The 12541-nt window shown below is 58.2% G+C and carries 12 protein-coding genes; 4 read left to right on the forward strand and 8 right to left on the reverse strand.

The genetic code is table 11. The features are described from left to right. Positions 1-220: 220 nt before the first annotated feature. The 5 genes from NCT05_RS29595 to NCT05_RS29615 all read right to left on the reverse strand — a co-directional run bounded on the left by NCT05_RS29595 (position 221) and on the right by NCT05_RS29615 (position 4327). Entirely contained in the window at positions 221-478 is a 258-nt protein-coding gene (locus NCT05_RS29595; RefSeq protein WP_008346270.1) for a hypothetical protein, read from the reverse strand. A gap of 447 nt (positions 479-925) precedes the next feature. Next, on the reverse strand, positions 926-1183 hold the full coding sequence (locus NCT05_RS29600; protein ID WP_008346266.1) for a hypothetical protein: 258 nt from the start codon (positions 1181-1183) through the stop codon (positions 926-928). 448 nt (positions 1184-1631) lie between these two features. Then, on the reverse strand, positions 1632-1889 hold the full coding sequence (locus tag NCT05_RS29605) for a hypothetical protein (protein ID WP_008346268.1): 258 nt from the start codon (positions 1887-1889) through the stop codon (positions 1632-1634). Between the two features lie 43 nt (positions 1890-1932). Continuing rightward, positions 1933-2190: a hypothetical protein gene (locus NCT05_RS29610; protein WP_008346270.1), complete on the reverse strand. Its 258-nt coding sequence runs from the start codon at positions 2188-2190 to the stop codon at positions 1933-1935. 313 nt (positions 2191-2503) lie between these two features. Continuing rightward, complete coding sequence (locus tag NCT05_RS29615; protein ID WP_250503831.1) at positions 2504-4327, reverse strand: alpha/beta fold hydrolase; 1824 nt, start codon at positions 4325-4327, stop codon at positions 2504-2506. A 469-nt stretch (positions 4328-4796) separates the two neighbouring features. On the opposite strand from NCT05_RS29615, the gene NCT05_RS29620 reads away from it, so the two are divergent. The 4 genes from NCT05_RS29620 to NCT05_RS29635 all read left to right on the forward strand — a co-directional run bounded on the left by NCT05_RS29620 (position 4797) and on the right by NCT05_RS29635 (position 9031). Further along, on the forward strand, positions 4797-5870 hold the full coding sequence (locus NCT05_RS29620; RefSeq protein WP_033536051.1) for a M4 family metallopeptidase: 1074 nt from the start codon (positions 4797-4799) through the stop codon (positions 5868-5870). 97 nt (positions 5871-5967) lie between these two features. Next, complete coding sequence (locus tag NCT05_RS29625; RefSeq protein WP_033536023.1) at positions 5968-6270, forward strand: protealysin inhibitor emfourin; 303 nt, start codon at positions 5968-5970, stop codon at positions 6268-6270. 555 nt (positions 6271-6825) lie between these two features. Further along, the gene (locus NCT05_RS29630) at positions 6826-7266 is read left to right on the forward strand and encodes a cupin domain-containing protein (RefSeq protein ID WP_033536022.1); all 441 of its coding nucleotides are present in this window, start codon (positions 6826-6828) and stop codon (positions 7264-7266) included. Positions 7267-7939: 673 nt separating this feature from the next. Then, a complete protein-coding gene (locus NCT05_RS29635; protein WP_239295291.1) occupies positions 7940-9031 on the forward strand; it encodes a GlxA family transcriptional regulator in 1092 nt (363 codons plus the stop codon). An 11-nt stretch (positions 9032-9042) separates the two neighbouring features. Here the strand turns inward: NCT05_RS29635 and NCT05_RS29640 are convergent, their stop codons facing one another. Genes NCT05_RS29640 through NCT05_RS29650 form a run of 3 tightly spaced genes read right to left on the reverse strand, consistent with a single transcriptional unit; the run spans position 9043 to position 12460 of the window. Continuing rightward, on the reverse strand, positions 9043-10299 hold the full coding sequence (locus tag NCT05_RS29640) for a glycosyltransferase WbuB (protein WP_175980261.1): 1257 nt from the start codon (positions 10297-10299) through the stop codon (positions 9043-9045). 55 nt (positions 10300-10354) lie between these two features. Next, the gene (locus tag NCT05_RS29645) at positions 10355-10981 is read right to left on the reverse strand and encodes a DapH/DapD/GlmU-related protein (protein ID WP_175980260.1); all 627 of its coding nucleotides are present in this window, start codon (positions 10979-10981) and stop codon (positions 10355-10357) included. A gap of 60 nt (positions 10982-11041) precedes the next feature. Then, positions 11042-12460: a glycosyltransferase family 4 protein gene (locus NCT05_RS29650; RefSeq protein ID WP_250503832.1), complete on the reverse strand. Its 1419-nt coding sequence runs from the start codon at positions 12458-12460 to the stop codon at positions 11042-11044. Between the last annotated feature and the right edge of the window lie 81 nt (positions 12461-12541).

The following is a 12541-nucleotide window of genomic DNA, read 5'->3' on the forward strand; positions in this document are numbered from 1 at the left end:
CGACGCATCGACTTGCGTGACGGGCGCGACGTTGGTCTGCGGGCTGGCGAACGAGAAGCCGCCGTTGACATTGGCGTTGACGCCGTTGTTCTGGAAGATGCTGGAGCCGCCGACGATAGCGCCCATTTCTTCACGGTCGAGTTCTTTGCTGACTGCGAGGGATTCGATCTTCAACATGATGGTTCTCCGGATGCGTGGATGATTGCGATGAGATGGGGAATCAGAGTGCGACGCCGCCAAGCAGGCTGCCGACCGAAGCGAGCGACTTGGTGATGTTCTTCACGTCGACGTCGGTGTGTTGCGAGGCATCGACTTGCGTGACGGGCGCGACGTTCGTTTGCGGGCTGGCGAAGGAGAAGCCGCCGTTGACGTTGGCGTTGATGCCGTTGTTCTGGAAGATGCTGGAACCGCCGACGATGGCGCCCATTTCAGCACGGCCGAGTTCTTTGCTGACAGCGAGGTTGTCGATCTTCAACATGACGTAGCTCCTGACTTGGTTGGTTGGATGAGCACCAATCGTTGCGCTCGCAGCTACATATGCGAGGGCTGTGCCAGCGGCTACTAGAGGATCTGTTCGGTTAATGCAAGTCATTGATCGACATACAAAATCGAGGTAATCAAAGCAGATCTCTACGCGCAGTCCAGGTCGCTAATGGTCGCCGGCTGTCGGCCGTCCAAAGACAGATACTCGAAACATGTCTGGAGCCGGCGAACACGCAAGGTAATAAGACACGCGACACGTTTCACGCCGCAAGAAGAGAGACGAAACTATGGAATACGAAGTATCGATGAAAAAGACGAACAGCGCTCGCATCGAGCGTTGGGGCGCAACTTGGGGAAGGAAGAACAGGCAGGAAGGGAGTACAGCGAAGAGAAGCAAGGAGAAGGAAGCAGCGTTGTCCCTTCTCCCCTTGTAGACGATGCCTTACAGCTTTCCGCCCACGATCAGGCTGCCGACGGAATCAAGCGTCTTCGTCACGTTCGTCAGGTCGACGTTGGTGTGCGTCGAAGCATCGACTTGCGTGACGGGCGCGACGTTGGTCTGCGGGCTGGCGAACGAGAAGCCGCCGTTGTAGTTGGCGTTGATGCCGTTGTTCTGGAAGATGCTCGCGCCGCCGACGATGGCGCCCATTTCAGCACGGCCGAGTTCTTTGCTAACGGCGAGGTTTTCGATCTTCAGCATGATGTGTCTCCTGGGACGGGTTGGGTTGGACGAGCACCAATCGTTGCGCTCGCATCTCCATATGCGAGAGCTGTGCCAGAAGCGTCCGGATGTTGTCCGGTTAGGCCGATCCATTGAATAGCAAGGCTCACCGGGCATCTACAGCATCATTCACGAACGAGCGGCGCATCGATTCGTCGGCTGCGCGATGACAGATCGCCGAACATGTCGGCGCACGACCGACGGTCCGCGTATGCGAATGCGACGGGCTCAGTGAAAGAGCCCATATCACACGCACGCGCCGTACAACGCTGGTGACAAAGCCACTTGCAGGCGATTGCCTTAGCGGAAAAAAGCCAAAAGAGGAGCGGCCTGGTCAATCCGCGCATTGCGCGCGTGCGGCCTTCGGAACAATGACGAGAGGGAGAAGGAAACGTCGTCGGTTCCTTCTCCCTTCGAGGGATGATGCTTACAGCTTCGCGCCGAGAATTTCGCTGCCGACCGTGGTGAGCGACTTCGTGATGTTCTTCACGTCGACGTCGATATGTTGCGACGCATCGACTTGCGTGACGGGCGCGACGTTGGTCTGCGGGCTGGCGAACGAGAAGCCGCCGTTGACATTGGCGTTGACGCCGTTGTTCTGGAAGATGCTGGAGCCGCCGACGATAGCGCCCATTTCTTCACGGTCGAGTTCTTTGCTGACTGCGAGGGATTCGATCTTCAACATGATGGTTCTCCGGATGCGTGGATGATTGCGATGAGATGGGGAATCAGAGTGCGACGCCGCCAAGCAGGCTGCCGACCGAAGCGAGCGACTTGGTGATGTTCTTCACGTCGACGTCGGTGTGTTGCGAGGCATCGACTTGCGTGACGGGCGCGACGTTCGTTTGCGGGCTGGCGAAGGAGAAGCCGCCGTTGACGTTGGCGTTGATGCCGTTGTTCTGGAAGATGCTGGAACCGCCGACGATGGCGCCCATTTCAGCACGGCCGAGTTCTTTGCTGACAGCGAGGTTGTCGATCTTCAACATGATGTAGCTCCTGACTTGGTTGGTTGGATGAGCACCAATCGTTGCGCTCGCAGCTATATATGCGAGGGCTGTGCCAGCGGCTACTAGAGGATCTGTTCGGTTAACTCGCCGGCCTGATAGGAAAGGGATTGCGGGGTGGAAGCGCGATTTGCGCGCCGAAACCATCTGCAATAGGCGAGGCCGAAGTGTGGGCCGCAGAGAAACAGAGGGCGGGGACTTGTCGGATTCCGACGAACAGCGTGGTCAACGATACGGGACGCGCGTGCGCGGACGAGCCGCGTCCCGTATCAGAGTCGATGACATGAAGATCAGCTTAGAGCTGCGGAGAAACACCGAGCGGCGCAATGGGTTCCATGGCCGGCGCGCTTTCCGGCTTCAGATCCTTGATGAAGGTGTCGGACATCGCGATCACGGTGGCGAGCGCGCGCGTGTCGTAGAGCGCGTGATCGACGTCGCCGCACACGGCGGCCCGGACGCGCGTCGTTCGAGACAGCTTCTTGCCGTGCCTGCCGAAATGCGCGTTCAGTTGATCGAGACCTTCGTCGCCTGCGCCGTACACGAGCAGCGTGCGCACGCCTTTGCGTTCGAGCGCATGGACGATGCTGTGCGGATCCGTGAGCGAACCGTGATCGGCCTGAACGACCTTCTTGCGCGTCACACCGGGCATCTGCGATTGCAGCCGCGCCGCCGCATTCGATGCGAAAGCTTTCAGGATCGGCTTGAGTCCGCGCTTGCCGCTCAGCACGAGCCACCATTTTTGCGGCTTCAGGATCGCGGGTCCGAGACGCGCCATCGTGTTGCGCCGCTGCGCTCTGAGCTCTTGCAGCGTCAGATGCTCAGGTACATGGAAGCGCTGCAGATTCACGGCGATGACAGCGCCGATAGCCGGCTCGATCAGCGACGCGCGCAACGCGCTATATGCACCCGAGCAGATGCCGAACACAACGACGTTATCGTAGCCCTTGCGTTTGAGCCATGCAGCTGCGGTCGCGACATCCTCGATCGTGGTTTGCGCATGAATCGACGCAACCGTGTCGTGCGTGCCATCCGGCGAACGTGCGGGACTGTCGCCGATGCCACGCGCATCGAAGCGCAACGATGCGATGCCGCGTTGTGCCATCTCCCGCGCCATGCGGACGGACAGCCGGCTGTCGCCTTGATGCACGCTGCCCGCCGTATTCGTGATGACGATCACAGGGCCGCCCGGCAGTCCGTCGCGCGGCTCGCACAAGATGCCGAAGAGTCCTGCAGCGCCGAAGATCACCGGGCGCTCGATCGCTTCCGGCGTTTCGATGATCGCATCGTCGCTCATGCTCGGGCGCGCTGCCTTTCTCGCGCGGGCCGGCTTGAGATCGCGGGCCATGCCTTCGGCCACGCCCTCCTCGATCCATTGCGCGGCGCGCTTGAGCGTCTTCTCGGGCAAGACCGACGATGCAGTCTCCTGCATGAATTCGAAGTAGTCGTCGAAGGCTTCCGTCTGCACGTCGACGCCTCGATCGAGCAATACGTTGCATAGCGACCGGCTCGCGCCCGGCCGCAAGTCGGCCACGAACACGCGCTTGGGCAGAGCGGACTGATGACTCATCGCCTTGCCGAGATCGAGCCCGCTCAGGCGGCTGCGAAACGCTTCGCTATAAACCTGACCGAGCACGTGATATGGCGAATCGACCTGCACCGCTCTCACGACGACGGGAAGATTTTCGACCCACGTCTGTCGCAGCGCGGTGAGTTCGCGCAGATAGTGGCGTCCGTTGACCACGGGCGCGAGGAGCGCGAGCGAATCCACCAGCGGATGATGCGATGCCAGCGCAGCCAGTGTGCCGCCCAGACGCAAGCCGCACAGCGTGACTTTCGTTACGCCCGTTTCCTGTCGCAAACGTTCGATAGCCGCGCCGATATCCGCGATGAAGTGATCGACCCGATCGCTCTCATGATCGATGCCGACTGAATCGCCGGTCGCCAGATAGTCGAAGCGCAAGACCGGAATACCGCGTCGGGAAAGCTCTTCGGCCAGATAGCGCATGGCCTTGTGGCCCCACGCTTCCTCATGCCCGAATGGGTTGCATAGCACGACGCCGTGGCTTCCATGGCCGACGTGAAGCCACCCGAAGCGGCCTCCGAAGACGATCGGCGTCATGCGTCGGCCCCACTTCCAAAATTACCGACGCATAGGCGCTCGCTTCGGTAAGAAGCGATATTGGCAACGCACTGAATCCCTGGGCCGCTCGATGTTTTATTTAGGTCGCGCATTTGTTGAGGTTCTCATTGCACGTTTTGCAAGATTTAACCTCCTTTCGTTTCTGGCCTTCGGTGCGCTGGACAACAAAGTGATGTTTTGCCGCATGCATGGGGTATACCGCCATGCATGCACGAGACCGGACGTCTAGACGTCGATGCAATGTTCGCTATCGCACATTCGCGTCTCTTGGCACGAAAAAAAGCTAAGGAGATCTACATGAACGGGAAGCCGGAATGAAGCGGTTCGCGAGGATCGACATAACGCTTGGCAATGGTAGAAGGGCATCTATTGACTATTCGGAGGCATCGTCTAGATTTTCGTCGTGGCCGCGCTCAATCCATCGATTCGATTCGCCAAGGAGACGATCATGTGCACTCGCCTGAAACCCGGACGCCCTCACTCCATCTATTGCATTCTGCCGCCGCACATGCTGGAGCACATCGCGAAGCATGGCGACGCGAAGCAGCGCGAGATCGCCATCGACACGCTGTCGAAGGATCACACGATGCGGTCCTTCCGTGCCGTGGAGGCCACGCTCGCAGTCCGGCGCGCAGCGCCGATGCCCACTGCCGCCGCGCCTTCCGCGCATCGCACGATCTACACGGCCGACGAAACTGAAACGTTGCCCGGCACGGTCATTCGTACCGAAGGCGCAAAGCCCGTAAAAGACGATGCCGCCAACGAAGCCTATGACGGTCTCGGTGCGACCTTCGAGTTCTATCTGGAGGTGTTTCATCGCAATTCGATCGACGATGCGGGCATGCCGCTCATCGGCACCGTCCATTTCGGCAAGGACTATGACAACGCGTTCTGGAACTCGCAGCAGATGGTTTTCGGCGATGGCGACGGCGAGCTCTTCAACCGCTTCACCATTGCACTGGATGTCATCGGTCACGAATTGACGCATGGCGTGACCGAACATACCGCCGGCCTGAATTACATGACGCAGGCGGGCGCGCTGAACGAGTCGATATCCGATGTGTTCGGCTCGCTTATCAAGCAATACGCGCACAAGCAGACGGCGGACAAGGCGGACTGGCTTATCGGCGAGGGATTGCTCGCGAAGGGCGTCAATGGCGTCGCGCTTCGCTCGATGAAGAATCCCGGCACAGCCTACGACGATCCGAGGCTCGGAAAGGATCCGCAGCCCGCCGACATGAGCGAGTACGTTCGCACGACGCAGGACAACGGCGGCGTGCATATCAACTCAGGCATTCCAAACAAGGCGTTCTGCATGACCGCTCTTGAAATCGGCGGATATGCTTGGGAGAAGGCGGGGCGAATCTGGTATGAGACGCTGACCGACTCGCACCTCAAGCCGACCGCGACCTTCAAGACATTCGCGAAGCTGACGCTAACTACGGCGAGCAGGCTATATGGCGCGAGCAGCGCGGAGGCATCGGCGGTCAAGAAGGGATGGCACGAAGTCGGTGTATTGTGATCGTGCGCGCGCTCGCATCTTCGCCGCGCTCCTGTTGTCGGGCGCGGCGCTGGTGTGCGCGGGCTGCGCTTCACATCAATCGTCGTGGGAGCCTTCAATGCACGCGGAGCTGACGACCGATGGCGGGTTAGCTGCCTTTCCCGGACTTGCACGGCCGATCGTTCTCGACGAGAAGGATCTTTCGCCCGACGATGGCGTTGCATTCGCGCATCTCGTCGTGGCGGCGCGTGCCGAGGCGAGCGCATCGAGACCACGCGCAACGAAACCTGTTCCGGACGGCCGCACCTATCGGATCCATGTCGATGGCGACGATACGCTTCACCTTCAGGCCGCCGATCCTTCCATACCCCCTGCCTTTGCCGCCTTGATGGAGTTCATCAAGCGGCATGGACATCGCTAACTTCCGGCTGTGCGTGCGTCAACACTTCGGCTGAATTGGATAATTCCCCAGCTAACTCTGCTTTCGTAAGATGTGCTTGCAGTTTGCTGATTCCATACATTCAAACGGAGTATCTATGAAGCCCGCCAAAGTTCTGCTTCGATCATCATTGAAATGCCCTCCGTCGATCGATCGGCGGCGATCAGAAGCATCTACACGTCAATCAAAGGCAGAACGGCAATCGCTCGATAACTTCGGCGACTGCCGTTCTCGCGTTCGATCACCTCACCCGCGCGAGCTATCAAACCAGCCTTAGATCGAGGCTAGGATTCAAGAATTATGTATGTGCGTTGGCTCATACAAAACACCGGCTTTTCGTTTGCGCAATTCCGGCGTGCTGTATAAGATTGCCAAACATTACAGAATGTAATGTTAATGATGAACGTTTTCCTTGCCTCTTTGTCTGTAAATGCGCAAGGCGCCGAAACCTTGACGGAGCCAGATTGCTGAATGAGCGAGCGCAGACTCTCTCCCGCTCTTTCGATGACCGATCAAGCCGCACCATAAGGAGACTTCATGCCAACTCCCGTTTTCGAGTCCGTACGTCTAGACGATGTGTTGCTCGAACCAGATCCGATCGACCCCGCATGGATACTCGAAGGCAATCCTGTCGCCCGCAGTGGCAGATGGTCGCAAAGTCTCGACACGACGACCTCCTCGTGGGTCTGGGATTGCACCGCCGGCCGCTTCAACTGGTACTTCGAGCAAGACGAGACCATCTATGTGATCGAAGGCGAAGTCATCATTACCGCCGAAGGTCAGGAACCGCGCACGCTGCGCGCGGGACACGCCGCATTGTTTTACGCGGGCACGCGATCTCAGTGGTACGTTCCTAAGTATGTGCGCAAGCATGCCATCCTTCGTCCGCACATCACGAAGCCTGTGTTGTTCGCGCTCAAGGTGAGCCGCAGATTGCAGGGCAAGCCGAGCGGCTATCTGCCTCGCACGTCGCTCTGACAATCTCCTTCGAAGAACATCACGGAACTATCGAAGTGATGAGTCACGCGATGGATAACCTCGTCCATTGGTCAAGGCATTGCGAACGGATCAGGCAGGAGAGCGCACGGTTCCCGAGTTCCTGCGAGGCGCGTGGCACGCCGGAGTAGTCCGTAATACGCCAGCGCTTTAGTTCATTGCCGATGCCATCTGCCGCCGATTCGCAGAAAAGAATCAAACGCGCCAATGCCGGCATGCATGACCGCGCGTGATGCGAATTGGCTCCTTGCTCATGGAGAACTTATGGCGAAACGTCGCATTAGCCTTTGGCGAATCAATCGACGCATGCTCGTCATAACATATGATTTGAACGCAACGCGGGATAGCTTTTGGTTCTGCTGCATCCGTAAAGATACTTCCGGCGAGAGGCGGGCGCGAATTCGCGCCCGTTTTTGTATTGCTCGGCACTGCGCGAAAACGCTTCTTCACCTAACTTCGCGAAACGCTACGAAAGCAAACGATTGCGAGTGCGATCACGCCGGCGTTTGCAAATGTACCGTCCACGACTATGCCGTCTGTCCATACGAACGTGCGTATCCGTTCAACGCCGCGAGCGATTAAGAAGTTTTTTCATATGGATGTCTATTTTTATCGTTGCCTCGACGCAATTTTTTCTTACCTGTAACCTGCGTCTGTGAGAACGCCTGGTGACTCCCAAAAGTTAAACGACGCCCACAGTCGACACGCTCGTTCGGAAGGAATAACACTAACGCAACGAATTGGAGGCTCCGCGATGTCAACCTCAACTGACGTCCTCGAAGCTACGTCCGTCGCTGGCGACTGCGCGTATGCGATGCATGATTCGACGGTAATCAAGCACATCGGCATTGTTTTATACGATGGTTTCTCTTTGCTGGCCGCAGGCACCCTCGCCGAAGCGCTGCATGTGGCGAACGAGTTGCAATCCGAAGCAGCGAATCATTCTTTGAAATATCGCGTGAATCTGGTATCGGCTCGCGGGGGTACGGTCTCGTGTTCTTCTTCCATGTCTGTGTGGACGGACCAACTCGCCGGAGGAAAATTCGATAGTCTCGATAACCTTTTCGTCGCAGGAGGCAGCGGCGTGGCACGCGCGTCCTCGGACGACAATCTTATGGAGCTCCTGAGACGCGCGAGCGGGAAGAGCGTCACCATTACCGCGATGGGAAACGCGCACATGCTCTTGTCGGCCGCGGGCGTTACGCCGCGGGACTGGCCTTCGATGAAGCAGGATATTCCGCCCAGTTCGGCGACCAAAACCCTATCAGAGCATGAACGCGATCAGGCATTGATGACATCGCTTGCATTCGTCAAGAAGGACTTGGGCGCCGATCTGGCTATGCGTGTCGCGGACCGTCTCGAATCGGGCGGAGGATTGTCGCTCGAGGCGGCGTTCGAAGAGATGTATGACACGACGCTGGCCGAGAAGGCGCGCGCGGCGGCGCGTTGGCTCGTGCTGAACTGCGCAAAGGCGATATCCGTCGTCGATGCAGCGCGCATGTCTTCGATGAGCGAGCGCAACTTCCTGCGTCTGTTCAAGCGCGAGATCGGCGTCACGCCTTCGAAATATCTGCTTCGCGCGCGGCTCGATCTCACTTGCAAGCTGCTCGAAAATAGCGATCTTCCGGTCGACAAGATCGCCCGTCGAACGGGCCTCAGCAACGGAGAGAGACTGTCGAAGCTATTCCGCAAGGAATTCTCGATGTCCCCAACCGAATTTCGCGCACGAAGCCGGAATAAGCGCTGAGAGCGAAGCGCTCAGGTTGTCGGCGCCTGATCGCCGACACCTCGTTTGGCCTTGACCGAACTACGCAGACGCGCCTCGAATTGCAGAAGGATCGATTCCTTGGCGAGATTCGATGCCGCGTATTGTCGGCCGAGCGCACCAAGACGCTCACGAAGCGAGCGGTCATTGGCGAGACGAAGTATGGCTTTAGTCAATGCAGTTGGAGACTCGGGTTCGACCGCGAGGCCGACGGAATTCACGACGTCCCATAGCTCGGTGCCTTCATTCGCCGTGGCGATAACCGGCCGATTGCTCGACAGCATGGCGCCGAGCTTCGATGGCATGACGAGATCGGCGGCATCGGCGCGTTGCGGCAGAACATGCATGTCCGCGAGCGCGAGCAGTTCGTGGAAGCGCTCTTTAGGCTGCAAATCGAGGAATTTGACATTGGGTAAGTCGCGGGCCTTATCGAGCAGGAACGATCTTGCGGGCCCGGCACCGCAGATCACGAACATGATGTCCTCGCGCCACGCGAGAAGCTTTGCCGCATCCGCGATAACTTCCAGACCTTGCTTGAGCCCGAGATTGCCGGAATAGAGTACGACCTGCACGCCGCGACCGAGAGCGAGTTGCGCGCGATACGAGTTGTCCGCGCTGTCCGATTGTGCATGCTGCATGTCGACCCAATTCGGAAATGTAAAAGCGTTCTCGCATAGGACGCCTTTTTGCACCGCCAGTCGTGTCATCGCGGCTGAAGGTGTGGAGACCACGTCGGCGCGAGACATCAGCCATTTTTCAGCGGACGATGCGAGCTTCTTCGCCGCACGGCCCTTCAGGATTCCAAGCCGGAAAGCGGCATCGACCTCGTAGTCCTGTACGTGAAGCCAGAACGATGCACTCGCGATGCGCGCTGCCAACAGCGCCATGGGCGACGCGAACAAGGGCGGCTCGACGAGCCATACGGCTTGCGGACGCCACGCGATTTGCACTGCCGCGGCGGGAATGGAGAAGAGTGCGAAGCTCATCAGATGCAATATGCGCTTCAAGCCCGAAGGGCGTTTCGGGCACCAGAAGGGCACGCGTATCACCGAAACATTGTTGAGCTGTTCCGTCACGTATGTGTGCGAGTTATAGCCGGCGCGAACGCGCCATTCCGGATAATACGGAGAAGCGGTGATTACGCGTACCGTATGTCCGCGCAATGCGAGCCATTCCGCCAGCTCGGCAGAATACTTTCCAACCCCGGTTACTTCCGGGGCGTAGTTGAGCGAGATCATCAGCACTTTCATCGAGCCACCCAATGTGGTTGAAACTGAAAAATCGGCGCGCCGAACGCGCTGACTTTCAATCGAAGCGCTTGCGAATGAAGCGGCATGGGTTGCCGCCATAAACGCCTTCGGGCTCGAGCGAACGATGTACGACGGAAAGCGGTGTAACGACCGCCGAACGGCCGATGGTCACGCCCATTTGCACGACACAATTCGCCGTGATCCACACGCCGTCTTCAATGACGATCGGTGCAACGCTCAGATTCATCGTCGTGCTCATTGCGTGCGAGCCGGCTGTGAGGAACGTGCCTTGTGAAATGCACACATGCGATCCGACGCGGATGGGCGCCTGGTTATAGATCCACACATCGGCGCCGAACCATGAGTGATCGCCCACTTCGAGATTCCACGGTGCTTTCACGCGAAGCTGTTGCAGGAAGCGGCAACCGACGCCTATCTTCGCGCCGAAGAGACGGAGTAACGCGACTCGCACATTCGAAAACGGGTTGAGCTTGTTATTGATGACGCAGGCTTCGACAACAAACCATAGTGCTTCGATGAGCGTCGATCGCGCCTTCTCATAGTTGCCCTTTCCTGCTCGGCTCAGATCGATGACGCGATTGGCAGGGTGCTCGTCCTTGACGTCGTGGACAAGGGTTTCCGCGTTCGACACCGCATTGTCGGTGAGGAGTTCTGACGCCATTTGGAAGCTCTCCCAGCAGTCGTTGCACGTTTCAGGTATTGGCGGTGCGGACAGATCGACTTAACTGTCGCCAATCCGGGACATCTTCGGAGAGGGCTGCCAGCACATACGGCGCACTCGAAACGTCTCCAGTGCATGACGAAGCACCGACAGCCTGCGGTCGTCCGTCAAGGATTCGATGCGCTGCTTGCCTCGCTGGATCAGCCGCATTCTCAGGTCGGGGTCGATGATGAGCTCACGAAGTGCATCGGCCATGCTGTCCGGGTTCACAAGATCGATGAGAAGCCCCGCGTCGTCAATCTGGTCTCGCAGGTTCTTCAGGTCGGAATACAGCACGGGCACGCGAAGCTGAAACGCCTCGTAGGGCGGCAGGTTCGTGGGACCGAAATACGTGGGCATCACCAATGCGACCGCCTGACGATAGAGGCAGGTCACTTCGATATCGGACACGAAGCCTGCAAAGCGGATTCGGTCCGCCAGCCTGAGCTCATCGGCCACTGAGCGTACATGAGCCAGGTTGCCGAAGTCGCGCCCAGAGAATATGGCGCCGACCCTGATCCCGAAGCGATCCTCCAGGCTGCGCAATCCCCGCAATAGATAGACATGGTTCTTATGCGGCCAGAACTGGGCGGGATAGTAGACGTAGTCGCAATCCAGGCCATACTTTGCCTTGATGTCGATAAAGCGATCCGGATGATCAAGCTCATGCTCGCGCAACTGCGTTCCAATCGCAGGAGAAAAGGGAATCACATGAACTCGTTCCTCATCGACGGCATATCGTCGGATCACGTTATCGCGTCCCGCTTCTGAATCGACTACGACACCGGTCGCTTTCTTCAGCGCAAGTTGATAGATCTGCTCGCGGCGCTCGAACTCGCCGCCACAGCGAACTTCAGGAAAGTCCACTTCATCGCGGTGCGCCAGATCCCAGACCGTAAAGAGATAGCTGAATTGTGCAGTCACGAGAGCCAGATAGGACGGACCCGTGAAGTAGACGAGGTCCGCGCCCATTTCCCGTAAAGACCGGTCGAGCCAATTGAAGTACACGTGCTTTCTGAATAGTTGAGGCGGATTGAGCAGGCGCCACATGACATGGAAACGCGCAAGCAGCTTTTGGCAGCGGTGAACGCGAAGATAGCGAGCATCGATTCCATTCCGATGCAGTTCTTCGATCGCGGACCTGCGCGTCGTGATGAAGGTCACGTTACAGAGTTCGGGCGGCAGGCGCTTGGCCAGAAGCGCAGCGTTCGTCGCTTGCTGAAATCCTCCGCCTACTGAATTGTCCAGTTCGATAAAGACCACCATCCGGATCGGCCGGACATGAAAGCCGATGCCGGTGACATCCGCGCCGCTCGCATGTTCACGAGTTTCAACGCGGCGATGGGCGAATCGGGGAACTGCCAGATCACTTTGATAGGTAGTGCTCGAAGCGGCTCTCTTGAACAACATATCTTGAGTTCCCCGCAGAAGAAAGGACATGTTGCGTTCACAGCGACACGATCAATATCGGATCGTCTATCGTGGGCTGGTCTAACGATAGCCTGCCGTATATCCGCGCGA

This window comes from Caballeronia sp. AZ7_KS35 (genome assembly GCF_023631045.1).
In the GTDB taxonomy this organism is placed as follows: Bacteria; Pseudomonadota; Gammaproteobacteria; order Burkholderiales; family Burkholderiaceae; genus Caballeronia; species Caballeronia zhejiangensis.

Excerpts from the sequence above, each read along its gene's own strand:
- NCT05_RS29650 (WP_250503832.1), bottom strand. The coding sequence starts at position 12,460 with ATGTCCTTTCTTCTGCGGGGAACTCAAGATATGTTGTTCAAGAGAGCC.
- NCT05_RS29600 (WP_008346266.1), bottom strand. The coding sequence starts at position 1,183 with ATGCTGAAGATCGAAAACCTCGCCGTTAGCAAAGAACTCGGCCGTGCT.
- NCT05_RS29610 (WP_008346270.1), bottom strand. The coding sequence starts at position 2,190 with ATGTTGAAGATCGACAACCTCGCTGTCAGCAAAGAACTCGGCCGTGCT.
- NCT05_RS29605 (WP_008346268.1), bottom strand. The coding sequence starts at position 1,889 with ATGTTGAAGATCGAATCCCTCGCAGTCAGCAAAGAACTCGACCGTGAA.
- NCT05_RS29615 (WP_250503831.1), bottom strand. The coding sequence starts at position 4,327 with ATGACGCCGATCGTCTTCGGAGGCCGCTTCGGGTGGCTTCACGTCGGC.
- NCT05_RS29595 (WP_008346270.1), bottom strand. The coding sequence starts at position 478 with ATGTTGAAGATCGACAACCTCGCTGTCAGCAAAGAACTCGGCCGTGCT.
- NCT05_RS29645 (WP_175980260.1), bottom strand. The coding sequence starts at position 10,981 with ATGGCGTCAGAACTCCTCACCGACAATGCGGTGTCGAACGCGGAAACC.
- NCT05_RS29620 (WP_033536051.1), top strand. The coding sequence starts at position 4,797 with ATGTGCACTCGCCTGAAACCCGGACGCCCTCACTCCATCTATTGCATT.
- NCT05_RS29640 (WP_175980261.1), bottom strand. The coding sequence starts at position 10,299 with ATGAAAGTGCTGATGATCTCGCTCAACTACGCCCCGGAAGTAACCGGG.
- NCT05_RS29625 (WP_033536023.1), top strand. The coding sequence starts at position 5,968 with ATGCACGCGGAGCTGACGACCGATGGCGGGTTAGCTGCCTTTCCCGGA.
- NCT05_RS29630 (WP_033536022.1), top strand. The coding sequence starts at position 6,826 with ATGCCAACTCCCGTTTTCGAGTCCGTACGTCTAGACGATGTGTTGCTC.